The 23,686-nt window shown below is 63.1% G+C and carries 20 protein-coding genes and 1 tRNA gene; 14 read left to right on the forward strand and 7 right to left on the reverse strand.

Annotation, left to right across the window (positions count from 1 at the left end):
- Window positions 1-29: 29 nt before the first annotated feature.
- Window positions 30-908, reverse strand: a complete 879-nt coding sequence (locus C9427_RS15030) for a branched-chain amino acid aminotransferase (RefSeq protein ID WP_107650162.1) — start codon at window positions 906-908, stop codon at window positions 30-32.
- A 209-nt stretch (window positions 909-1,117) separates the two neighbouring features.
- Between C9427_RS15030 and C9427_RS15035 the strand changes: the two genes are divergently transcribed.
- The 3 genes from C9427_RS15035 to C9427_RS15045 all read left to right on the forward strand — a co-directional run bounded on the left by C9427_RS15035 (window position 1,118) and on the right by C9427_RS15045 (window position 3,371).
- On the forward strand, window positions 1,118-1,780 hold the full coding sequence (locus C9427_RS15035) for a haloacid dehalogenase type II (protein ID WP_107650163.1): 663 nt from the start codon (window positions 1,118-1,120) through the stop codon (window positions 1,778-1,780).
- Window positions 1,781-1,957: 177 nt separating this feature from the next.
- A complete protein-coding gene (locus C9427_RS15040) occupies window positions 1,958-2,785 on the forward strand; it encodes a L,D-transpeptidase (protein ID WP_107649921.1) in 828 nt (275 codons plus the stop codon).
- Window positions 2,786-3,083: 298 nt separating this feature from the next.
- Complete coding sequence (locus C9427_RS15045; RefSeq protein ID WP_097574063.1) at window positions 3,084-3,371, forward strand: hypothetical protein; 288 nt, start codon at window positions 3,084-3,086, stop codon at window positions 3,369-3,371.
- Window positions 3,372-3,522: 151 nt separating this feature from the next.
- Here the strand turns inward: C9427_RS15045 and C9427_RS15050 are convergent, their stop codons facing one another.
- Window positions 3,523-5,067, reverse strand: coding sequence for a helicase HerA-like C-terminal domain-containing protein (locus tag C9427_RS15050; RefSeq protein ID WP_107649922.1), 1,545 nt, complete (start codon window positions 5,065-5,067; stop codon window positions 3,523-3,525).
- A gap of 280 nt (window positions 5,068-5,347) precedes the next feature.
- On the opposite strand from C9427_RS15050, the gene C9427_RS15055 reads away from it, so the two are divergent.
- Genes C9427_RS15055 through C9427_RS15065 form a run of 3 tightly spaced genes read left to right on the forward strand, consistent with a single transcriptional unit; the run spans window position 5,348 to window position 9,191 of the window.
- Window positions 5,348-6,790: a methylmalonyl-CoA mutase subunit beta gene (locus tag C9427_RS15055; RefSeq protein WP_107649923.1), complete on the forward strand. Its 1,443-nt coding sequence runs from the start codon at window positions 5,348-5,350 to the stop codon at window positions 6,788-6,790.
- Window positions 6,787-8,910: a methylmalonyl-CoA mutase gene (gene scpA, locus C9427_RS15060; protein WP_107649924.1), complete on the forward strand. Its 2,124-nt coding sequence runs from the start codon at window positions 6,787-6,789 to the stop codon at window positions 8,908-8,910. Before C9427_RS15055 ends, scpA begins: the two co-directional genes overlap by 4 nt.
- A gap of 56 nt (window positions 8,911-8,966) precedes the next feature.
- On the forward strand, window positions 8,967-9,191 hold the full coding sequence (locus C9427_RS15065; protein WP_107650164.1) for an AbrB/MazE/SpoVT family DNA-binding domain-containing protein: 225 nt from the start codon (window positions 8,967-8,969) through the stop codon (window positions 9,189-9,191).
- Window positions 9,192-9,202: 11 nt separating this feature from the next.
- Here the strand turns inward: C9427_RS15065 and greA are convergent, their stop codons facing one another.
- On the reverse strand, window positions 9,203-9,676 hold the full coding sequence (gene greA / locus C9427_RS15070; RefSeq protein WP_107649925.1) for a transcription elongation factor GreA: 474 nt from the start codon (window positions 9,674-9,676) through the stop codon (window positions 9,203-9,205).
- A gap of 107 nt (window positions 9,677-9,783) precedes the next feature.
- Here greA and C9427_RS15075 point away from each other — a divergent pair, with 107 nt between their 5' ends.
- The gene (locus tag C9427_RS15075; protein WP_107649926.1) at window positions 9,784-11,160 is read left to right on the forward strand and encodes a TIGR03808 family TAT-translocated repetitive protein; all 1,377 of its coding nucleotides are present in this window, start codon (window positions 9,784-9,786) and stop codon (window positions 11,158-11,160) included.
- Here C9427_RS15075 and C9427_RS15080 read toward each other — a convergent pair.
- Both C9427_RS15080 and C9427_RS15085 read right to left on the reverse strand, forming a co-directional pair.
- Entirely contained in the window at window positions 11,153-12,157 is a 1,005-nt protein-coding gene (locus tag C9427_RS15080) for an asparaginase (protein ID WP_107649927.1), read from the reverse strand. The genes C9427_RS15075 and C9427_RS15080 overlap by 8 nt on opposite strands.
- A 25-nt stretch (window positions 12,158-12,182) precedes the next feature.
- The gene (locus C9427_RS15085) at window positions 12,183-13,349 is read right to left on the reverse strand and encodes an acetyl-CoA acetyltransferase (RefSeq protein ID WP_107649928.1); all 1,167 of its coding nucleotides are present in this window, start codon (window positions 13,347-13,349) and stop codon (window positions 12,183-12,185) included.
- A 213-nt stretch (window positions 13,350-13,562) separates the two neighbouring features.
- Between C9427_RS15085 and betI the strand changes: the two genes are divergently transcribed.
- From betI to betB, 5 genes are read left to right on the forward strand one after another with little or no spacing between them, the layout of a single operon-like run.
- On the forward strand, window positions 13,563-14,153 hold the full coding sequence (gene betI / locus C9427_RS15090) for a choline-binding transcriptional repressor BetI (protein ID WP_107649929.1): 591 nt from the start codon (window positions 13,563-13,565) through the stop codon (window positions 14,151-14,153).
- Window positions 14,150-15,679 (forward strand): choline-sulfatase, encoded by a 1,530-nt coding sequence (gene betC / locus C9427_RS15095; RefSeq protein ID WP_107649930.1) that lies wholly within the window; start codon window positions 14,150-14,152, stop codon window positions 15,677-15,679. The genes betI and betC overlap by 4 nt, the downstream gene beginning before the upstream one ends.
- A complete protein-coding gene (locus C9427_RS15100; protein WP_107649931.1) occupies window positions 15,676-16,677 on the forward strand; it encodes a threonine/serine dehydratase family protein in 1,002 nt (333 codons plus the stop codon). The genes betC and C9427_RS15100 overlap by 4 nt, the downstream gene beginning before the upstream one ends.
- Window positions 16,670-18,322 carry a choline dehydrogenase gene (gene betA, locus C9427_RS15105; protein WP_107649932.1) on the forward strand — a complete coding sequence of 551 codons (1,653 nt, stop codon included), beginning with the start codon at window positions 16,670-16,672 and terminating at the stop codon, window positions 18,320-18,322. Before C9427_RS15100 ends, betA begins: the two co-directional genes overlap by 8 nt.
- A 47-nt stretch (window positions 18,323-18,369) precedes the next feature.
- Complete coding sequence (betB, locus tag C9427_RS15110) at window positions 18,370-19,833, forward strand: betaine-aldehyde dehydrogenase (RefSeq protein ID WP_107649933.1); 1,464 nt, start codon at window positions 18,370-18,372, stop codon at window positions 19,831-19,833.
- On the opposite strand, the gene C9427_RS15115 is transcribed toward betB, so the two are convergent.
- Window positions 19,827-20,738, reverse strand: a complete 912-nt coding sequence (locus C9427_RS15115) for a LysR family transcriptional regulator (RefSeq protein ID WP_107649934.1) — start codon at window positions 20,736-20,738, stop codon at window positions 19,827-19,829. The genes betB and C9427_RS15115 overlap by 7 nt on opposite strands.
- Window positions 20,739-20,837: 99 nt before the next feature.
- On the opposite strand from C9427_RS15115, the gene C9427_RS15120 reads away from it, so the two are divergent.
- Window positions 20,838-21,716, forward strand: a complete 879-nt coding sequence (locus tag C9427_RS15120; protein WP_107649935.1) for an NmrA/HSCARG family protein — start codon at window positions 20,838-20,840, stop codon at window positions 21,714-21,716.
- Between the two features lie 104 nt (window positions 21,717-21,820).
- On the opposite strand, the gene C9427_RS15125 is transcribed toward C9427_RS15120, so the two are convergent.
- Entirely contained in the window at window positions 21,821-23,341 is a 1,521-nt protein-coding gene (locus tag C9427_RS15125) for a phosphomannomutase/phosphoglucomutase (protein WP_107649936.1), read from the reverse strand.
- Between the two features lie 202 nt (window positions 23,342-23,543).
- Between C9427_RS15125 and C9427_RS15130 the strand changes: the two genes are divergently transcribed.
- A tRNA-Pro gene (locus C9427_RS15130) sits at window positions 23,544-23,620 on the forward strand.
- Window positions 23,621-23,686: the final 66 nt, after the last annotated feature.

The following is a 23,686-nucleotide window of genomic DNA, read 5'->3' on the forward strand; positions in this document are numbered from 1 at the left end:
AACGGGCGGGCACGCAAAACGATAGCGGGTCAGCCGGCGGACGTCGAATGCGCCCAATCCCAATAGAGTTCACGCGCCTTCTTGGCCACCGGACCGGGCTGGAGATTGCGATCCTCGATGCGGATGACCGGCACGACTTTCGAATGGTTGCCGGTCGAGAAAATCTCGTCGGCCTCGAGGAAATCGCGCACCGACAGCATCTTTTCAGTGGTCTTGAACCCGTACTCGCTGAGCAGCGTCATCGTGCGCGAGCGGGTGATACCGGACAGGAAGGTGCCGTTCGGCGCCGGCGTCTGCACGTGGCCGTCCTTGACCAGGAAAATATTCGAGGTCCCGGTCTCGGCGACATTGCCCAGCATGTCGAGCACCAGCGCATTGTCGAAACCGCGCATCTTGGCCTCGAGGATGGCCCGGCCATTATTGGGGTAAAGACAGCCCGCCTTGGCATTGGTCGGCATGGTTTCGATGGTCGGCCGCCGGAACGGCGAGACGGTGAGCGAAAAGCCCGTCGGCGAGATCATCGGCGATTCGTAGAGGCAAAGGCAGAAGCGGGTCGAAGCCGGATCGGCTGGTACCCCCATGTAGCCGCCATGCTCGGCCCAGTACATCGGCCTGATATAGACCGCCGTCTTGCCGTCGAATTTCTTCAGCCCGTCCCAGGTCAGCCCGACGATCTTTTCGGTGCTCATGGACGGCTTGAGGCCGAGCGCGATCGCCGATGCATTCACCCTCGCGGCGTGGCGGTCGAGGTCGGGGGCGACACCTTCGAACCAGCGAGCGCCATCGAACACGCTGGTGCCGAGCCACATGGCATGGCTGCGCGGGCCTAGAATGGCGACATTGCCTTCATACCAGTCGCCGTCGACATACGTCCATGTCGCGGATTGCGCCGCAGTCGCCAGTGTCATTGCTTGGTTCCGTTTCGGTGCTTGTGGCCGGCCATGGAAGAGGCTTTGGCGGCTGTCGTCAACCGGCATAAGCGAGATTTGTTGAGGCCAGCGGTCCCCGGACCAATCGACCTCGGCGTCAAGTATGGCTGCAATCCGCTGGCTTCAATTTGATCCCTGACTGCAATCGGTGCTTGCACCTTGTGCTGGCGCGCCGCAAAACTGTCGCCATGCATTATGCGGCTTACGTTTTCGACGCCTATGGCACGTTGTTCGACGTGCATGCGGCCGTGCGTCGTCATGCCGACCAAATCGGACCCGATGGCCAGCTTCTGTCGGACATCTGGCGCGCCAAGCAGTTGGAGTATTCCTGGGTGCGAACGCTGATGGGCGCCTATGCCGACTTCTGGCAGCTCACCGAACAGGCGCTCGATTTCGCCTTGCGCAAGGTTCCATCGGCGGACAACGGGCTGAAGACGAAACTGCTGGAAGCCTATTGGCGACTGGACTGCTATCCGGAAGTGCCGGCCGTGCTGAAGGCGCTCAAGGCGTCGGGCGCAAGACTGGCGATCCTGTCCAACGGCTCGCCCGAAATGCTGGAAGCGGCAGTCAAGTCCGCCGCGCTCGACCAGGTCCTGGACGACATCTATTCCGTCGATGCCGTCAAGCGCTTCAAGACCGACCCGTCGGTCTACGACATGGTCACGACGAACTGGCGCCTCTATCCCGGTGCTGTGTCGTTCCAGTCGTCCAACCGATGGGACGTCGCCGGCGCCACCAAATTCGGTTTCAGGACCGTGTGGATCAACCGTGCCAACCAGCCCGAGGAATACCGGGACTTTCCGCCGGCGCTGATCCTGCCCTCGCTCGAAGGCTTGCTGACAGGCGGCTGATGCTCGACATGTGGCCGCAGTGCAACAGGGACGGCGCGGTCACAGCTTTGCCTTTGTTTGTCCACCGTCAGGCCAGATTCGGAACCGCCTATCGCGCCGGGCATTGGTGGAGCTGACGCCATGCCAATCAACGCGTATTCACGCTTTGTTTCGATTTGAGACTTAATAAAGGCAACCATGTTCACAACCGACATCGAATCCTATCGCCTGAGCCGCCGCGGCTTTCTGAACGCCGCAGCGCTTGGCGCCGCCTCGATTGCGGTTTCCGCCTGCGCCACCGTGGGGCAGCGGCAGCCGGTAGAGCCTCCGCCGCCGGCCTATGTCGAGCCACCGCTGCTCGACTACGCAACAATGTATGCTCCAGTGAGCGATGGCGGATTCGACCTGCCGGGCATACCATACGAGAAAATCGACGAGCAGTTCCTGCGCCAGATCGTTCCCGATCCGACCGGCCAGCAGCCCGGCACCATCGTCGTCGATACGGTCGGCCACCACCTCTATCTCGTGCGTCCGGGTGGGCAGGCCATCCGCTACGGCGTCGGGCTCGGCCGCGCCGGGTTCGAATGGTCCGGCGACGCCGTCGTCCAGTGGAAGCAGAAATGGCCGAAATGGACCCCGCCGGAAGAAATGATCGCCAGGCAGCCGGAACTGGCAAAATACAGCGCCGACAATGGCGGCATGCCTGGCGGGCTGAAGAACCCGCTTGGGGCGCGGGCGCTCTATCTGTTCCAGGGCAACCAGGACACGCTCTACCGCCTGCACGGCTCGCCGGAGTGGAACTCGATCGGCAAATCGGTGTCTTCGGGCTGCGTTCGCCTGATAAACCAGGACATCATCGATCTCTACGACCGCACGCCCTCGAAGACGCCGGTCATCGTTAGCGCCGGTGTCGGCCAGCAGATGGTGGCGACGCCAAACCGGAAGGCCATTCCGATCGACTCCGGCGTGCCGGAAGGCTCGATCCTGCTTGGCCCGGTAAGGGCGATTACCGACCAGGTTTTCTGAGCGGGTTGGAGCCGAACGAGAACTTCCTCACTCCGGCTGGTTTTCGGTTGGTAGTGGCGCGAGCTATCGGGCTTTGCCGTGCCGTGTGGCGGCCCGGCGCGACGCCCACAATCGGCGTGCCTACGGCAGATTCGCGCCGATCTCGGACGTTGAGATCAGCGTCGCCTGCCGCACTCCACGCTATTGCAAGACGTTCAAATTTGAGCTTCCGCACTCATGCTTTGTCGAGAGTATCTCCGTAAGTTTCAGCCGTTCTGAATCGCCTTCGGCGACGATGACGACAAAATAGGAGAACTCAATGGCTCGCAATCACGTTGAACGTCTTGGAGAGTTCAGGGACATCCTGGTCGCGACTCGACGCGAAGGAGTCCGTAACGTGCACCATACTCGCGACGCAATGCGGGCAAGTGGCTTCCAGATTGGGGACAGCGAGGGCTCCAGCTACGGAGCGGAGCTGAAGGTGCTCCAAGAGGAAATTGAGGCAGTCGATCGCGCCATCGAAGACGAGAAGCGGTTGGCCTTGGCCCTCGAGAGCGCGGCTCAATCCCGCCGACCGACTAAACCGAGAATCGTGAAGGGAACATAGGGGGCAGGTACAGCCCTTAGCGCCCGTCGCATCGAATCGCCTGCGTTATGGCGTCGGCGCCCTGACAGCGGTCGTCTCCCGGTCAACTTCGGTCGTTCACCATGCACCGCGACGGCAGTTCATGGCGCAACGCGACATTCGCACGACGCTCTCACCGCCCCCTCGACAAACTCCCCAAAATCCCCCGCACGATCGCGCGGCCCACGGATGATCCGACGGAGCGGACCACCGATTTGATCGCCGCCTCCGCCACCGTCTGGCGATTGGAGGGTCTTGGCGCCGATGTGCGCCTGCCACCGGTGGTCTGGGGCGCGGGGCTGTCATTGCCGAAGCCCGGAATGGTCCAGCGTGACCGGCCTGCCTCCTGCTGCTGCGCCTCGGCCTCCTGAGCTTCCTGGGCTTTTTTCTGCAGCATCTCGAAGGCCGATTGGCGATCGACGACCTGATCGTACTGTCCCGTAACCGGGCTCTCGGCGATCAGCTTGCGGCGCTCGTCGGGCGTGATCGGGCCAAGGCGCGACGATGGCGGGCGAATCAGCGTCCGCTGGACCATGGATGGCGCACCCTTGGCTTCCAGCGTCGAGACCAGCGCCTCGCCGGTGCCAAGCTGGGTGATCACGGTCGCAGAGTTGAAGTCGGGATTGGGCCTGAACGTGTCGGCGGCCGTCTTCACCGCCTTCTGTTCCCGCGGCGTATAGGCGCGCAGTGCGTGCTGCACCCGGTTGCCGAGCTGGGCCAGAACGGTTTCGGGGACATCGAGCGGATTTTGGGTGACGAAATAGACGCCGACGCCCTTCGAGCGGATCAGGCGGACCACCTGCTCAACCCGGTCGATCAACACCTTAGGCGCATCATCGAACAAAAGGTGCGCCTCGTCGAAGAAGAAGACCAGCTTCGGCTTGTCGGGATCGCCGACTTCGGGGAGTTCCTCGAACAGTTCCGACATCAGCCACAACAGGAATGTCGCATAGAGCCGGGGATTCATCATCAGCTTGTCGGCGGCCAGCACGCTGATGGCGCCGCGCCCATCGCGGGTGGTGCGCATGATGTCGGCGATCCGCAACGCCGGCTCGCCGAAGAAGTTCGCCGCGCCTTGGCTCTCAAGGACCAGCAAGGAGCGCTGGATCGCGCCGACCGAAGGCTTGGTGACATTGCCATAGCGAGCCCCGATTTCCTGGGCGCGATCGGCGATATTGGCAAGAAGCGCCTGCAGGTCCTTCAGATCCAGCAGCAACAGGCCTTCCTCGTCGGCAATGCGGAAGGCGATGTTCATGATGCCTTCCTGCGCCTCGGAGAGGTTCATCAGGCGTGACAGGAGCAGCGGCCCCATTTCCGATATGGTGGCGCGGATCGGATGGCCCTGCTCACCGAACAGATCCCAGAAGATGACCGGAAATTCCTGGAATTCATAAGGATCGAGCTTGACCTGCTTGGCGCGCTTGACCAGAAAATCCTGTGCCGTGCCCATCATGGCGATGCCCGACAGGTCGCCCTTGATGTCGGCGCAGAAGACCGGCACGCCGGCATTGGAGAAACTTTCCGCCAGTATCTGCAAGGTGACGGTCTTGCCGGTACCGGTCGCGCCGGTGACCATGCCATGGCGATTGCCATATTGCAGCAGCAGGCGTTCGGGGCGCTGGTAGCTGTCGTCGGGCTTGCGGCTGGCCCCGATGAAGATGCTTGTGTCGTCAGCCATGTGTCCGGTCTCCGCAAAGCTCAAAAATGTTCAAAGCCCTGAATATGATAAAGTAACGGGCCCTGCCGCAGGTATAATGACGCCATTGGGCAGCCACAATGCCCATGGTCGAAATTGGATTTTTGAAGCTTGCGGATTTTGTGCATGTTTGGCAATCGGTTAACGGTTCACCGTCACAGGGAGCATGTCGCATTGTGATATGGGAACGGGAACCGTAGACTGAGCTTCCAGGCCGACACACACGGCCGAAAAGACGCGGCCAACAAGACGAGGAGAGCGGATGGGCGCCGGTGCCTTGATCCACGATGCCGAACTTCCGAACGCCGAGCGGCAGCGATGGCTGGCGCTGGTGGAAAAGGCGCTCGCCGGCGGATCCTTCGAGGAAAAGCTCGTCTCCCATACGGACGATGCCATCCGCATCGAGCCACTCTACGATCGCGCCGCGGCGGCGGAGCCTCTCGTGCGGGCAAACCCCAGATCGCCATGGATCGTCAGCCAGCGTGTCGACGATCCGGATATCGACCGCGCCAGAAGCCAGGCGCTGGAGGACGTCGCTCAGGGTGCGACCGGATTGTCGCTGGTTTTCGAAGGCGCGCCGAATGCATTCGGCTATGGCCTGCCGAGGACGGCCGAGGCGCTGGAGGCCGTGCTCGACGGCGTGCCGCTCAACCGCGTCCAGGTCCGCATCGACGCCCATCCCTGGAGCCGCGCCGTGGCCGACTGGCTGGTGGCGTTCCTGAGCAAGCGCCGGTCCGACCCGGCCAAGCTCAATCTGTCCTTCGGCATCGATCCGGCGGCGATCTTTGCCGGAACCGGACGACTGCGTATGTCGATCGAGGCCTTGAAGGCGTCGATGCCGCAATCGCTGGCGCATTTTTTCTCGATGGGCGTGCCGGGTGTTCTGCTGGAAGCGGATGGACGCGTCTTCCACAATGCCGGCGCCACCGAGGCGCAGGAACTGGGCACGATGATGGCCTCGGCGGTCTCCTATCTCAGAATGTTCGAGGAGGCCCGCCAGCCGCTCGTCTATGCAGCGCCTCATATCGGCTTTGCGCTGAGCGTCGACCAGGACCAGTTCGTGTCGATGGCAAAGATCAGGGCGCTGCGCAGGCTGTGGGCGCGTGTTCAGGAGGCCTGCTCGATCCCTGCCTCCACGGCCAATATCCATGCCGAAACGTCCTTCCGCATGATGACGACGATGGACCCGGAGACGAACATCCTGCGCACCGCGATTGCCGGTTTTGCGGCAGCCGCCGGCGGCGCGGATTCGATCTCCATCCTGCCGCACACGATCACGCATGGCTTGCCGGCGGGCTTTGCCCGCCGCGTCGCCCGCAACGCACAACTGATCATGGCCAATGAAAGCCATATCGATCATGTCGCCGACCCTGCCTGCGGTTCGGGCGCCGTCGAGGCGCTCACTACGGACCTCTGTGAAGCGGCCTGGGAAGAATTCCAGCGGATCGAGGCGGAAGGCGGCGTGCTGTCCAGCCTCCAGCAAGGGCACATCCAGAGGCGCGTCCAAGCAGCCTCGGCGCGCCGCAACGCTGCCTATCAGGCGGGCGAACGCGCAATCATCGGCACGACGCTTTACCCGTCCAGTAGCGAACGTGCGGTCGAAACGCTGGCGGCCGAGAGGCGGCAAGCGTTGAGCGAAAGCGTGGCGGTCTGCGAGCCGCTGCATCCGATCCAGATCGACCAGGCGATCGGAGCAGCGTCATGATCCCGGACTTCAGCAAGGTCGGCTGGTCGGCGCCGCGCCGCGCACCGATCGAGATCAAAGGCCAGCGGCTGACGCCGGAAGGCCTGAGCGTCAAGCACCTGTACAACCAGGGCGATCTCAAGGGACTGCCTAACCTTGACACCTATCCGGGCCTGCCGCCCTTCGTGCGCGGCCCCTACCCCACCATGTATGTCCAACAGCCCTGGACGGTCCGGCAATATGCCGGCTTCTCGACAGCGGAGGAATCGAACGCCTTCTACCGGCGCAACCTTGCCGCCGGCCAGAAGGGGCTGTCGATCGCCTTCGATCTGGCCACGCATCGCGGCTACGACAGCGACCATCCGCGCGTCGCCGGCGATGTCGGCATGGCCGGCGTCGCCATCGATTCCATCCTCGACATGCGCCAACTCTTCGACGGCATCCCGCTCGACGAGATGACGGTTTCGATGACGATGAACGGCGCGGTGCTGCCGATCATGGCGCTCTATATCGTGGCTGCCGAGGAGCAAGGCGTTGCGCAGAAGGATCTCGCAGGCACCATTCAGAACGACATTCTGAAAGAGTTCATGGTGCGCAACACCTACATCTATCCGCCCAAGCCTTCGATGCGTATCGTGTCGGACATTTTTTCCTACACGTCCCGGCACATGCCGAAATTCAATTCGATCTCGATCTCCGGCTACCACATGCAGGAGGCAGGAGCGACGGCCGACCTCGAGCTCGCCTACACGATCGCCGACGGCATCGAATATGCCCGCGCCGGCGTCGCGGCCGGTCTCGATATCGACCGTTTCGCACCGCGGCTTTCCTTCTTCTGGGCGATCGGCATGAACTTCTTCATGGAAGTGGCCAAGCTCAGGGCGGCGCGGCTCTTGTGGTCGAGCCTGATGCTGAAGAACTTCCTGCCGAAGGACGAGCGCTCGCTGTCGCTGCGCACCCATTGCCAGACGTCGGGCTGGTCGCTGACGGCGCAGGATCCCTATAACAACATAACCCGCACCATGATCGAAGCGATGGCCGCGACCCAAGGCCATACGCAATCGCTGCACACCAACTCCTTCGACGAGGCGATGGCGCTGCCGACCGACCATTCGGCTCGCATCGCCCGCAACACGCAGCTCATCCTGCAGAAGGAATCCGGTACGACCCGCATCATCGACCCGTGGGGCGGCTCGGCCTATGTCGAGCGGCTGACGCACGATCTGGCGGCGCGCGCACTCGCCCACATCGAGGAGGTCGAAAGCCTTGGCGGCATGGCCGCGGCAACCGAAAAGGGCATCCCGAAGCTGCGCATCGAAGAGGCGGCCGCCCGCACCCAGGCGCGCATCGATTCCGGCGAGCAGATCCTGGTCGGCGTCAACGCGCATCGGCCAGAGACGGACATCGAGGTCGACGTGCTGAAAATCGACAATGCCGAAGTCAAAGCCCGGCAATTGTCGAAGCTGCAAAGGCTGAAAGGCACGCGCGACGTCGGCGCGGTCGAGAGTGCGCTGGATGCGCTGAGCCGTGCCGCCAAGAGCGGCGAAAACCTGCTCGAATTTGCTGTCCGCGCGGCGCGCGCCAACGCCACGGTCGGAGAGATTTCACTGGCGCTGGAAAAGGTGTTCGGCCGTCATGTCGCTTCGGTGCAGACGATCTCAGGCGTCTATCGCAAGGCGCTTGGCGACAATCCGGTGGTCGACCGGCTGCAGGACAAGATCGTGGCGTTCGAGGAGAAGTCCGGTGGCAAACCGCGCATTCTCGTCGCCAAGATGGGACAGGACGGCCACGATCGCGGCCAGAAGGTCATTGCCACGGCCTTTGCCGACCTCGGCTTCGATGTCACTGTCGGAGCGATGTTCCAGACGCCGGAAGAGATCGCGAAACTCGCGGTCGAGCATGACGTGCACATTGTCGGCGCCTCCTCGCTGGCGGCGGGACATCTGACGCTCATTCCCGAGCTCAAGGCCGCACTGAAGAAGCTCGGCCGCGACGACATGTTGATCGTCGCCGGCGGCGTCATCCCGCCACAGGATTACGACGCGGTGCTGCAAGCGGGGGCCGCGGAAATCTTTCCGCCGGGCACCGTCATTCCCGAAGCGGCGGACCGGCTGATGGACCGGCTGATGGCCGCGCAGTAAGGTTGCTGCATCGCTAAAAAGTACTAAGTGAAGTATACAACCAAGTCGCAGTGGTCGTGAAAACGATTATTCACAAACTCGACGATGGATCAGAGGCCCTAATCTTGCCACGGGAGCTGCTCGACGGGTTGAATCTGCAAGTGGGCGATCAGTTCCAAATCATCGAAACTGATGACGGCATCATCCTGAGGCCTGTACGGAACACCTTCGAACGGCAGATGACTGCCGCTCGCGATGTAATGGACAAATACGAAATCGGACTGCAAAAGCTCGCAAAATAGCCAGCTGCAATTCAGCCTTGCGAGAGCTTGACGATTTCCCACTCCTTGCCGTTGACAACAGCCACGTCACCAACCTTCTTGCCGAACAAGGCCATGGCCATCGGCGAGACATGGGAGATGCTGCCCTTGGCCGGGTCGGCCTCGTCCTCACCAACGATCTTCCAGTGGACCTTCCTGCCGTCATCGCCTTCCAGCGTGACGCCCATGCCGAAACGGACGAGGTCGCTGCCCGGTTCCGGCATGGAAAGCTCGGCGCTTTCACGCCGCGCGGTCCAGTAGCGCAGGTCTCGCGACACGACAGCGATGCGCTCGCGGTCGGCCCGCCTCTCGGCCTTTGCCAATATGTCGCGCAATTCGGCCAGATTTTCCTCGATCTGCGCCAGGCCGCGCTCCGTCACCAGATTGCGGTGCGTGCTGATCGGCCGCTCGCCGATGCCGGCGATGGCGTTTTCGCTGTCTTCCTCGCGTGTGAAAGCCCTGCTCATCTGTCGAACTTAGGCGCGTAACCGCGACTCCACAAGCCATTGCCGGCAAGCCTCCGGGCTTGGCACGATTCCTGCGACATGGGGCAGAACTCCAGGAATCTGTGCCGATGTTGAACAGACGAAAGTTTCTCACGGGAACCGCCGGCTTTGCCGTTCTGGGTCTATCGCTCGGCAAGGCGGCCGCGACTACCCTGACCGGCATCGAGAATGCCTCGATGCGCGGTTCGATCAACGCTGTCGACCTGGGCGTGCAGCCCGGCGCGCTTGACGACCAGAGCAAGGCCTTCGCCAAGTTGCTGCGTCAGAGCAACGATCGCGACATGCCAGTGTTCCTTCCACCCGGTACCTATGTGGTGTCAAACCTTTCGCTGCCCAGTCGCGTCAGGCTTACCGGCGTGCCTGGCGCATCGCGGATCGTTTATGGCGGCAACGGCCATCTCTTCATGGCCGAACAGGCCGACCACATCGAACTCAGCGGGCTGGTGTTCGACGGCAGCAACCGCTGGATGGGCGACTATGCGCAAGGCCTTCTCGATCTTCGCCGCGTCGGCCATCTTGTCGTCGACAATTGCCAGATATCAGGTAGCGGCAAGCACGGCCTGTCGCTCGAACACGTCCGCGGCCGCGTCGAACGCTTGGACATATCGGGCGCAGCCGACGCCGGCATCTATTCGGTCGAGGCCGGCGGCCTCGGGATCTCAGGCAACACAGTCTCCGACTGCGGCAATGGCGGCATCCTCGTGCATCGCTGGCAAGCGGCCGAGGACGGCACCATCGTCAGCGGCAATCGCGTCGAACGCATCCAGGCGCGCAACGGCGGAACCGGCCAGAACGGCAACGGCATCAATGCCTTCCGTGCAGGCAACGTCGTCATCTCGGGCAACATCGTCTCGGACTGCGCGTTTTCGGCGATCCGCGCCAACAGCGCCAGCAATCTGCAGATGACCGGCAACACTTGCTCGCGGTCGGGGGAAACGGCGCTCTATTCCGAGTTCTCCTTCGAAGGCGCGATCATCGGCAACAACATCGTCGACGGCGCCGCCAACGGCATCTCAATCGTCAATTTCAACGAAGGCGGCCGCATGGGGGTGTGCCAGGGCAACATCGTGCGCAACCTCTCGACGTCTGGCCCCTACCCTGCCGACCCACCCGGCTTCGGCGTCGGCATCAGCGTCGAAGCCGACACTACAGTGTCGGGCAATGTCATCGAAAACGCGCCGCTTTACGGCATGCAGATCGGCTGGGGACCGTATATGCGCAATGTGGTCGCGACGGGAAACATCATCCGCAAGGCCGGAACCGGCATCGTCGTCAGCGTGGTCGAGGGCGCCGGTACGGCCGTCATCTCCGACAACGTCATCGATGGCACGCAGAACGGCGCGATCGTCGGCCAGCGCTGGGCCGAGCCGGTGACCGGCGATCTCGCCTCGTCAGGCAATGCCGGCTATGCGCATCTGACCGTCGAGCGCAACCACATCAGTTGAATGCAGCCGTGGGCCGGAGCGAACCAACCTTGGCGCCAACCCGGCTTTCGATGGGAGCGTTTGCCAGTTCGATCAGCTTCGCCGCTAAGACCTCGTCCGCATGCAGTAGTTTGGCAAGGATGGCGGCAACGATGGCTTCGGCCGCCCGGCCAGCGCCATCATCGCATTTGAGCGCGATGCCGAGCCCAAGTTCCGGAATTGCCGCACAGTGAACGCCTTCGGCGCCGCCTTTCGCAAAAATCCGCCCGGGTGCAGCTTCCATCAGCACCAAGTCAGCCCGGCCAGTGCCGGCGACAAAGAATGGTTCCGCCGTGCAGGCGGAAAGCAGGCGCTTTGCGGCCCCAGCGCGCAGTGACGTAAAACCGGTCCCCGTGGCCATGCGGGCGAAACCGAGGGCGAAGCTTCTGAGCGGCACCGCGTAGGTCGGGATCGAGCAGCCATCGGTCGCCCGCTCGTTAGCGCCGTGGGCAGCGCCCGTTACCGCCTGCATCGCGTCGCGCACCATCTCCTGCAAGGCGTGATCCGCCCTGACATAGCCGCCATGCGCAATGCCGGAATGGACGCAGGTGCAGAGGAAGCCGGAATGCTTGCCGGAGCAGTTGTTGTGCAACGCGTTCGGCAAATCACCGGCGCGGGCGAGCGCAATTTCCGCCTGATGGTTCGATGGCCAATGCGCGCCGCATTCCAGCGCCGTTTTGTCCAACCCTGCCCTGGCCAGCATGGACCGCGCCAGTTCGACATGCGCCGGCTCGCCTGAATGGGAGGCACAGGCAAGCGCCAGTTCGCGGTTGCCGAAGCCATAGGCATCGGCAGCGCCGCTTTCGACCAGCGGCAGCGCCTGGATCGCCTTGACCGCCGAGCGCGGGAACACCGGGCGCGAGGTGTCGCCGATTTCCAGGAACGGCTTGCCATCGGCATCGAACACCGCGACGGCGCCGCGATGAGCGCTCTCGACAATCGCGCCGCGCAGAACCTCGACCAGAACCGGATTTGTCATGGATCCCCCCGTAAATGCGGGCGGTTTATCTGATCCGGTCGAGAATGGAAACGTAGTTGGCGACCGCGGCGCCACCCATGTTGAAGATGCCGCCGAGTTTTGCGCCGGGCACCTGGATGCCGCCGGCCTCGCCGACCAGTTGCATGGCGCTCAGCACATGCATCGACACGCCGGTGGCGCCGATCGGGTGACCCTTGGCCTTCAGCCCGCCGGACGGATTGACCGGCAGGCGGCCGTCCTTCGCCGTCTCGCCGCTGATGGCGAGCTTCGCCCCCTCACCCGGCTTGGCCAGGCCCATCGCCTCATACTCGATCAGTTCGGCAATGGTGAAGCAGTCATGCGTTTCGACGAAGGAGAGGTCGTCGAGCGTCACGCCAGCCTGCTTCAGCGCCTGGTTCCAGGCGTGCTCGCAGCCCTCGAAGGCGAGGATGTCGCGCTTCGACATCGGCAGGAAATCCTGGACATGCTGGTTGGCGCGGAAGGCGACGGCACGGCGCATCTTCAGCGCCGTCGCGGTGTCGGTAAGGATCAAGGCGGCGGCACCATCCGAAACCAGCGAGCAGTCGGTGCGCTTCAGGGGACCGGCAACGAAGGGGTTCTTTTCGCTTTCGTGGCGGCAGAACTCATAGCTGAAATCCTTGCGCATCTGCGCGTAGGGATTGTCGACGCCGTTCCTGTGGTTCTTGGCGGCGATCATCGCCAGCGCATCCGACTGATCGCCATAGCGCTGGAAATAGCCTTGAGCGATCTTGCCGAAGACGCCGGCGAAGCCCGCCGGTGTGTCGCCATCCTCAGGCAGATAGGAAGCCTTGAGCAGGTTCTTGCCGATCTCGGGACCGGGCGTCGTCGTCATCTGCTCGGCGCCGACCACCAGGACGATGCGGGCGGCATTGGCGTCGATGGCGCGGATGCCTTGCCTGACCGCCGCCGAACCGGTGGCGCAAGCGTTCTCGACCCGTGTCGCCGGCTTGAAGCGCAGCCTGTCGTCTGCCTGGAGAACCAGGCTGGCGGTGAAATCCTGGGCGGAAAAGCCGGCGTTGAAGTGGCCGAGCACGATCTCGTCGACGTCGTCCGGGCCGATGCCGGCATGGTCGAGCGCGTCGGTTGCCACTTTGACGATCAGGCCCTCCAGCGTCTCGCCTTCGAGCTTGCCGAAGCGCGAATGCGCCCAGCCGACGATGCATGCTGTCATGGCGATCTCCGTTCTCGGCGCCGGTTGCTCACGATGTCCTGACGCACCCTTTATATTGTTCAAGTATGAACCGATTTCCAGATCCAGTGAAGAGCCAGAACATACAATTGATCGATCTCCATTGGCACAGCCTCACAGTATGAAATTTCGGTCGGATTTTTATTGATTGATCCGTCAATAAAAAATAACTTTGGCCAAGAGGCCGGAACAACAATGCCGAAAGTCGGAATGGAACCATTGCGCCGCAAGGCGCTTATCGACGCGACGATCTCGGCGATCGGCGAGCGCGGTTCGCTTGACGTGACCATGTCGGAAATCGCCGGCCGCGCCGGCGTCTCCTCGGCCCTTGCCCATCATTATTTCGGCGCCAAGGACGAGCTGTTGCTGGCGACGATGCGGCACATATTGGCCGAACTGACCACCGATACGCGGCGCGCCCTTCACTCCGCCAGCCTTCCTCGTGAACGTGTTTCGGCAGTGGTCGCTGTCAATTTCTCCGACGCCCAGTTCCAGCCGGAAATCATCGCCGCGTGGCTCGCCTTCTATGTCGAGGCGCAGAAATCGGCGGCGCTGCGCCGGCTGCTCAAGGTCTATGCGCGGCGCTTGCACTCGAACCTGATGAGCGGGCTGACCGGGATACTGCCCAGAAGCGAGGCCGATCGCGTCGCCGAGGCGACGGCGGCGCTGATCGACGGGCTCTATATCAGGCGTGCGCTGAAGGACGGCGTGCCTGGCGCAGCGACGGCGATCGCGCTGGTCGAGGACTATCTCGAAACGAAACTCAGCGGACGGCAGACGCAGTGACACGCAAGAAACCCAATTTCCTGATCGTCATGGTCGATCAGCTCAACGGCACGCTGTTCCCGGATGGACCGGCGGAGTTCCTGCATGTGCCGCATCTCAAGGCGCTGGCCGCCCGCTCGGCGCGCTTTGCCAACAACTACGCTGCCTCGCCGCTTTGTGCGCCGGGCCGAGCCTCGTTCATGAGCGGGCAGTTGCCGTCGCGCACCGGGGTCTACGACAATGCCGCTGAATTCGTCTCGTCGATCCCGACCTTCGCCCATCATCTGCGCGCCGCCGGCTACTACACCTGCCTGTCGGGCAAGATGCATTTCGTCGGACCGGACCAGCTGCACGGTTTCGAAGAGCGGCTGACCACCGATATCTATCCCGCCGATTTCGGCTGGACACCCGATTACCGCAAGCCAGGCGAGCGTATCGACTGGTGGTACCACAATCTGGGCTCGGTGACCGGCGCCGGCGTCGCCGAGACCACCAACCAGATGGAGTATGACGACGAGGTCGTGTTCCTGGCCTCGCAGAAGCTCTATCAGCTTTCGCGCGAGCAGGACGACGCGGACCATCGGCCCTGGTGCCTCACCGTTTCGCTGTCGCACCCGCACGATCCCTATGTCGCGCGCAAGCAGTATTGGGATCTCTACGAACATTGCCAGGCGCTGGATCCGGAAACCGGGTTCATCGCGCATGACGAACAGGACGTGCATTCGCAGCGCCTGTACCACGCCAGCGACTATCCCTCGTTCGAGATCACGCCTGAGCAGGTGCGACGTTCGCGGCGCGGCTATTTCGCCAACATCTCCTATGTCGACGACAAGCTCGGCGAGCTGCTGGACGTTCTCAAACGCACGCGCATGCTGGAAGACACCGTCATCCTGTTCTGCTCGGACCATGGCGACATGCTCGGCGAACGCGGCCTATGGTTCAAGATGAGCTTCTTCGAAGGCTCGGTGCGGGTGCCGCTGATGATCGCCGGCAAGGACGTGCCGGCCGGCCTGATCAAGGCGCCAGTCTCCAATCTCGACGTAACGCCAACGCTTTGCGACCTCGCCGGTATCGACATGAGCGCGATCGCGCCGTGGACCGACGGCCAGTCGCTGCTGCCGCTTGCCAAGGGCGGGCAGCGCACCACACCGGTGTTGATCGAATATGCCGCCGAAGGCTCCTACGCACCCTTGGTGGCGATCCGCGACGGCAAATACAAATTCGTCCATTGCGAGCTCGACCCGCCGCAGCTGTTCGATCTCGAAGCCGATCCGCTTGAGCGAAACAATCTGGCCGACGACCCTGCCCATGCGACCCTGGTGGCGGCATTCATGGACAAGGTCAGGGCGCGCTGGGACATGGCCGGCTTCGACGCCGCCGTGCGCGAGAGCCAGGCCCGCCGCTGGGTCGTCTACCCGGCGCTGCGCAACGGCGCCTATTACCCCTGGGATTTCCAGCCGCTGCAAAAGGCGTCGGAGCGCTACATGCGCAACCACATGAACCTCGACAATCTCGAAGAGAGCAAAAGGTATCCGCGCGGCGAATGATGACAAATCTTGTCCCCTCCCTCGATCATCTCAGGCAGGCCTATGCCGTCACCGCCAAGGCGACGCAGGTCACTCCATTGCTGGAGTCGGCGGCTCTTGCCCGCGAAACGGGTGCGGCCCGTGTCTTCGTCAAGCCGGAGTCGCTGCAATGGGCCGGCTCTTTCAAGGTACGCGGCGCCTATTGGCGGCTGAAGCGGCTGTCGCCTGATGAAGCGAGGAAAGGCGTCGTCGCCTACTCCTCCGGCAATTTCGCGCAAGGGCTGGCCGCCGCCGGCCAGGCGCTGGGCATTCCGGTCACGATCGTCATGCCGATCGACGCGCCGACCGCCAAGCGCGAGGCAACGGCAGGCTACGGCGCGCGCGTCGTGCTGACCGACCATGGCGAGCGCGCGCGTGAGGAAGTTGCGGCCGCCAAGGCACGCGAGATCGCCGAGACCGAGGGGTTCGCGCTGCTGCATCCGTTCGACGATCCGGAGATCGTCGCCGGCCAGGCGGGCGCCGGATTGGAAGCGCTCGATCAGCTAGCGGCCAAGGACGCGCAAGCCGACCTGCTGTTCTGCGCGGTCGGTGGCGGCGGGCTGATCGGTGGCGTTTCGCTGGCCTTCCACTATCTGTCGCCGGCGACCGAGATCATCGGTGTCGAACCCGAAGGCTTCAACGGCATGGGTTCATCGCTGGCGCATGGCGCCATCGAAACCATGCCGATCGGGCCGAAATCGATCTGCGACGGGCTGATGGCGCGCAAGCCCGGCGACGCGCCGTTCGCGGCGGTCAAGGCTGCCGGCGTTCGCGGCATCACCGTCGACGATCAATCGGTGCGCGGTGCGATGCGGATCGCCTTCGAGCGGATGAAGCTGGTGCTCGAACCGTCGGGCGCGGCGTCGCTCGCCGCGTTGCTCGGCGGCAAGGTGGATGTGGCCGGCAAGACCGTGCTCGTGGTGGCGACCGGCGGCAATGTCTCGCTCGCCGATTTTATGGCCCATATGAACCATGCTTGAAGCGGATTTCGTCATCATCGGCTCCGGCTCGGCCGGCTCGGCCATGGCCTACCGCCTGTCGGAGGACGGCAAGCATTCGGTGATCGTCATCGAATTCGGCGGTAGCGATATCGGGCCGCTGATCCAGATGCCGTCGGCGCTGTCGATCCCGCTCAACATGAGCCTCTACGACTGGGGCTTTGCCAGCGAACCGGAGCCGCATCTGGGCGGCCGTGTGCTGGCGACGCCGCGCGGCAAGGTCATCGGCGGCTCGTCCTCGATCAACGGCATGGTCTATGTGCGCGGCCATGCGCGCGACTTCGACCATTGGGCCGAAGAGGGAGCGACCGGCTGGGGCTTTGCCGACGTGCTGCCCTATTTCAAGCGGATGGAGGACTCGGAGGGCGGCGAGGATGGCTGGCGCGGCAAAAGCGGCCCGCTGCACGTGCAGCGCGGTTCGAGAACCAATCCACTTTATGGCGCTTTCGTCGAGGCAGGCCGCCAGGCCGGTTTCGAGCTGACCGACGACTATAATGGCGCGAAGCAGGAAGGGTTCGGGCCGATGGAGCAGACCATCCACGGCGGCCGCCGCTGGTCGGCGGCGAGTGCCTATTTGAAGCCCGCGCTCAGACGCAAAAATGTCAACCTCGTCAAGGGTTTCGCGCGACGCGTGATTATCGAGAATCAACGTGCCACCGGGGTAGAGATCGAAGCCCGAGGGCAGGTCCAGATCGTCAAGGCGCGTCGCGAAGTGATCATTGCCGCGTCTTCGATCAATTCACCCAAGATCCTGATGCTGTCCGGCATCGGCCCGGCCGCGCATCTCAGGGAAAATGGCATCCAGGTCGTGGCCGACCGGCCAGGCGTCGGCCGCAATCTGCAGGATCATATGGAGCTCTACATCCAGCAGGAATCGACCAAGCCGATCACGCTGAACTCGGTGCTGAACCCGTTTTCCAAGGCGCTGATCGGCGCGCAGTGGCTGTTCTTCAAGACCGGCCTTGGCGCAACCAACCATTTTGAGGCAGCGGCCTTCGTGCGCTCACAGGCCGGCGTCGACTACCCCGATATCCAGTACCACTTTATCCCGGCGGCGGTCCGCTATGACGGCAAGGCGGCGGCCAAGGCACATGGTTTCCAGGCGCATGTCGGGCCGATGCGGTCGAAGTCGCGCGGCTCGGTGACGCTGCGCTCGCCCGATCCACGATCGAAGCCGTTGATCCGCTTCAACTACATGTCGCATCCGGACGACTGGACGGAGTTCCGCCACTGTGTCCGGCTGACGCGCGAGATCTTCGGCCAGAAGGCGTTCGATGCCTATCGCGGCAAGGAAATCTCGCCGGGGTCGCATGTCCAGTCGGACGACGATCTCGACGCCTTCATCAGGGATCACGCCGAAAGCGCCTATCATCCCTGCGGTACCTGCAAGATGGGTCGCACGGATGATCCGATGAGCGTCGTCGATCCGGAATGCCGCGTCATCGGCGTCGACGGGCTGCGGGTCGCCGACTCCTCGGTCTTCCCGCGCGTGACCAACGGCAATCTCAACGCGCCGTCGATCATGACCGGCGAGAAGGCCGCCGACCACATCCTTGGCCGCACGCCGCTGGCGCCGTCCAACCAGGAGCCATGGATCAATCCACGCTGGCAGGCGTCGGACAGATAGGCCATTGTCGGGCGGGCTGCCCCGCCCGAGACGATTGGAGAACTCCCATGCGCGCCCAGCCAACGGCATCGCACTATGTCAACGGCCGCTACATCGAAGACGAAGGCGGCGCGCGGCTGCCGGTCATCTATCCGGCGACCGGCGAGACCATCGCGGTGCTGCATTCGGCGACGCCAAACGTGCTGGAGCTCGCCATCGAGGCCGCGCGTGCCGCGCAACCGGCCTGGACGCGGCTGAAGCCGGTCGAGCGCGGGCGCATCCTGCGGCGCGCAGCCGATATCTTGCGGGCGCGCAATGCCGATCTCGCCCGTATCGAGACGCTCGATACCGGCAAGGCGATCCAGGAGACGCTGGTGGCGGACGCGCCTTCGGCGGCCGATTGCCTCGAATATTTCGGCGGCGCCGTCGCGTCCTATAATGGCGAGGCCGTCGATCTCGGCGGACCCTTTGCCTATACCAGGCGCGAGGCGCTTGGCGTCTGCGTCGGCATCGGCGCCTGGAACTACCCGATCCAGATCGCCGGTTGGAAATCCGCACCCGCACTCGCCATGGGCAACGCCATGGTGTTCAAGCCGTCGGAGAACACGCCTCTGTCGGCGCTAGCGCTAGCCGAAATCTACAGCGAGGCCGGTCTGCCCGATGGGCTGTTCAACGTGGTGCAAGGCTATGGCGATATCGGCGCCGGGCTGGTCGAGCACAATGTCGTCGCCAAGGTCTCGGTGACCGGCTCGGTGCCGACTGGCCGCAAGGTGCTGTCGCTCGCCGGCTCGAAGATGAAGCACGCCACCATGGAACTCGGCGGCAAGTCGCCGCTGATCATCTTCGACGACGCCGATCTCGAAAACGCTATTGGCGGCGCCATGCTCGGCAATTTCTATTCGACCGGCCAGATCTGTTCCAACGGCACGCGGGTCTTCGTGCAAAAAGGCATCCACGACCGCTTCGTCGAACGGCTCGTCGAGCGGACGAAGAATATCCGCATCGGCGATCCGCTCGACCCGGAAACGCAGATGGGACCACTGGTCAACAAGGCGCAGCACGAGAAGGTCGTCGGCTATATCGCGGCGGGCAAGCAGGATGGAGCCACGCTCGCCTGCGGCGGCAACGTGCCATCGCTGCAAGGTTTCCAGGGCGGCTTCTTCGTCGAGCCGACGGTCTTCACCGGCGTTACCGACACCATGCGCATCGCACGCGAGGAGATTTTCGGGCCTGTCATGAGCGTGCTGAAATTCGACGGCGAGGATGAAGTGATAGAGCGCGCCAACGACACCGAATTCGGCCTCGCCGCCGGCGTCTTCACGCGCGACCTGCCGCGCGCCCACCGCGTCATCGCCGAGCTGCAGGCCGGCACCTGCTGGATCAACGCCTACAATCTGACGCCGGTCGAGATCCCCTTCGGCGGCTTCAAGCAGTCGGGCATCGGGCGGGAAAACTCGCTTGCCGCACTGGCGCTCTATTCGCAGTTGAAGTCGGTCTATGTCGAAACCGGCGACGTGGCGAGCCCTTACTGAGGCTCTCGCCCCTGCTTGTCAGCTGCCGAAATCCGCTCGGACGCAAGCTCGATGAATGCCTTGACGAGGGGCGAAAGATGCCGGCTGCTCGGGTACAGGACATGCAGGCCGCCGGCCGGCGTCGTGTAGTCCCGGAGAACGCGGCTCAACTGTCCCCCATTGATGAGGGCCTCGGCTATGTTGTGCGGCAATTGGGCGATGCCGAAGTCCGCGAGCGCCGCAGCAACGACCGCCTGCATTTCGTTAGCGGCGAAGCGCCCGGCCACGGTGACCGTTTCCTGGCCGTGTGGCCCGTCCAGCACCCAGTGAGCGCCTGAGGTCGAAGGGCCCGCGATCACGCAGTGATGACGAACGAGGTCCGCCGGCGCATCTGGTACTCCGTGGCGAGCGAGATAGTGCGGGCTGGCGCAGAGCAGCCGGTGCGTGGAGCCAAGCTTGCGGGCGATCAGCGTCGAATCCTGAAGGACGCCGGTGCGGAAAGCGAGATCTATACCGTCCTCGACCAGATTGAGCTTGTCGTCGGTCAGCCGCAGTTCGACATTGGCTTTCGGATACATCGCCAGAAAGTCGACCACAGTCCGGGTCAGAAAATAACCGCCGAATCCGACAGGCGCCGAAATACGAATGGTACCCGATGGCTCTACTCTGGCTTCGGCGAGGCGCAGATTTGCCTCTTCGATTGTCCGCAGCGCCTGGCTGCTTTGTTCGTAGTAGAGACGCCCGGCATCCGTCATATTGAGGCTGCGCGTCGAGCGCTGCAGCAGGCGGACCCCAACCTCGCGTTCAAGTGCGGCAACGCGCCGACTGACTGTCGTCTTGGGCATGGCAAGCAGCCGCGCGGCAGCGGTGAAGCTGCCGGCTTCGACGACGCGAGCGAACACGACGATATCGTTGAGATCGAGCATTGTATCCAATTTTGGGACAAAGTTTTCCAATTATAGGCAATTATGCATCAATGTGACAGACCCTAATTCTGCTCCACCCGAAAAAGAAGGAGCAGACACATGACCACCAAACGAAGCGTTCTGGTTACCGGCGGCACTGGCCAACAAGGCGGTGCCGTCGCGCGCGCCCTGCTGACGAGGGGACATCGCGTCAGGGCTTTGACCCGCAGGCCGGACAGCGAGGCCGCGCGGCAGCTGGCGTCGGCGGGTGCCGAGGTCGTGGCCGGCGATCTCGGCGATACGGCCTCCGTTGTGAAGGCCGCCAAAGACGTCGACACCATGTTCTTGATGGGCAACAGCTACGAGGCCGGATTGGAAGAAGAGACCCGCCAGGGGATTCTGGCCGCCGATGCAGCCAAGGCTGCCGGCATCGGACATCTGATCTATTCGTCCGTTGCCGATGCCAACAAGAAAACCGGCATCCCGCATTTCGAAAGCAAATATCTCGTCGAAAACCATGTTGCCGGGCTCGGCATCCCCTACACCATCAGTGCGCCGGTCGCTTTCATGGAGAACATCGTCGCGCCGTGGTCGATCGGCGCGCTCAGCCAAGGCACGTATGCCTTTGCAATGCCTGCCAAACGGGTCCTCCAACTGGTCACCCTGTTAGACATCGGTGCCTTCGTTGCCGCCCTGGTCGAGCGGCGCGAGCGCGTGTTCGGCAAGCGCTTCGATTTCGCCGGGGACGAACTGTCCGGCGAAGACCAGGCGAAGATTCTTTCGCAGGCCATCGGCCGCCCGATCAACTATCAGGAAATTCCGATAGCGGTGGCCCGCCAGCAAAACGAGGACGCGGCGTTGATGTTCGAGTGGTTCGACCGCATCGGCTACGACGTCGATATCGCGGCCTTGCACCGAGATTTCCCGGAGGTCGGCTGGCACAGTTTTGCTGACTGGGCGCGAGAGTTCGACTGGAGCGTTCTTGGGCCGGCATCTTAAGCCCGCCTGAGTTACCGTTGTGAAGTCCGGCGAGAGCGGATCAGCGACAAGCTGGCTCCGCTCTCTGCAGGGCTTCTCTCCACGATGCGATGAGGCCCTGAAACCTAAAAAGTCTGATTATAAGCACCGACTTCCGGACTGCGGCGCAGCACGGCATCGACGGCATCGAACATCTGCCGGCGCCGCTCTGATGACACCGGGCTCTCGACCACGACGACAAGCTCCGGCTTGTTCGAGGACGCCCGCACCAGGCCCCAGGTGCCATCCTCGGCAACGACGCGAACGCCGTTGACGGTGATCAGGTCGGCGATTTTCTGCCCGGCAAACGCTTCGCCATCCTGTTTCATCGCCTGGAAGTCGGAAACGACCCGCTCGACGACGCCGTATTTCACCGCGTCGGCGCAATGCGGCGACATGGTCGGCGTGCCGAAGGTCAGCGGCAGATCGCGATAGAGGTCGGCCATGCTGCTTGTCGGGCTGCGGTCCAGCATCTCGCATATGGCGATGGCGGTGATGAGGCCATCGTCATAGCCGCGCCCGATCGGCGGGTTGAAGAAGAAATGGCCGGATTTCTCGAAACCGGCGATGGCGCCGAGCTCAGCCACCCGCCGCTTGATGTAGGAGTGGCCGGTTTTCCAATAGTCGGTGATGGCGCCATCGGCGCGCAAGGCGGCGTCGGTGTTGAACAGGCCAGTCGACTTGACGTCGACGACGAAGGTCGAGCCCGGATAAAGGCGTGCAATGTCACGCGCGAGCATGACGCCGACCTTGTCGGCGAAGATTTCGTTGCCTTCATTGTCGACCACGCCGCAGCGGTCGCCGTCGCCGTCGAAGCCAAGTCCGACATCGGCTCCCGTCTCCAAGACCTTGTCGCGGATCGCGTGCAGCATCTGCATGTCTTCGGGGTTAGGATTGTAATGTGGAAACGTATGATCGAGTTCGACGTCGAGTGGGATCACCTCGCAGCCGATCCGCGCCAGCGCCTCGGGTGCAAAGGCGCCGGCGGTGCCATTGCCGCAAGCGGCGACCACCTTGAGCTTTCGCGAGATGCGCTTGTCCCGGGTCAGATCGTCGAGATAGGTCTTGCGGAAATCGGGAACGAAGTCGTAGGAGCCGCCGCCGACAAGATCGAAGTCGCCGGCAAGCACGATCGCCTTCAATGCGCTCATCTCCTCCGGGCCGAAGGTCAAGGGCCGCGCCGCGCCCATCTTGACGCCGGTCCAGCCATTCTCGTTGTGCGAGGCTGTGACCATGGCGACGGACGGCGTGTCGAGCGCGAACTGGGCGAAATAGGCCATCGGCGACAGCGCCAGACCGATATCCTTGACGCGGGCGCCGGCGGCCATCAGGCCGGAAACCAGCGCCAGCTTGATGGCGAGCGAATAGGAGCGGAAATCATGCCCGGTGACGATATCGGGTCCCGGGCCCATGCGCCGGATCAGCGTGCCGAGCCCCATGCCGAGCGCCTGGACACCGATCAGGTTGAGCTCCGGCGGCTCAGCCGAGGCCGGATGACCGAACCACCAGCGCGCATCGTACTCGCGAAAGCCGGACGGCTTGATCAGCGCCGATGTTTCGAACTCGAAGGTGTTGGGACGGGATTCACTAACAATCTTCAGGGGCAAGACGGCAAAACTCCAAGTGGCTGGAAATCACGGAGGCAGTATGGGCGGATCGCCTACAAGGCAAGCGTTTAAGCCGTGTTTATCCAGCAGGAAACTGAAACCTGTATGACGTTGCCGCAAAAGCCGACGAAATGCGACGGCGGTGTCGGCATTGGCGCTTGCAGGAACGAAGTGCGGCGGCTATAAGCCCGCGGTCTGGTCACGGAGTGTAGCGCAGCCTGGTAGCGCACCTCGTTCGGGACGAGGGGGTCGCAGGTTCAAATCCTGCCACTCCGACCAGAAAATAATTAATAGGTTCAATAAGTTATATTTCCCGCTTACCAGGCGGTCGAAGCGAGCGGGCCT

It is taken from the genome of Mesorhizobium helmanticense, from assembly GCF_003034915.1.
Classification (GTDB): domain Bacteria; phylum Pseudomonadota; class Alphaproteobacteria; order Rhizobiales; family Rhizobiaceae; genus Mesorhizobium; species Mesorhizobium helmanticense.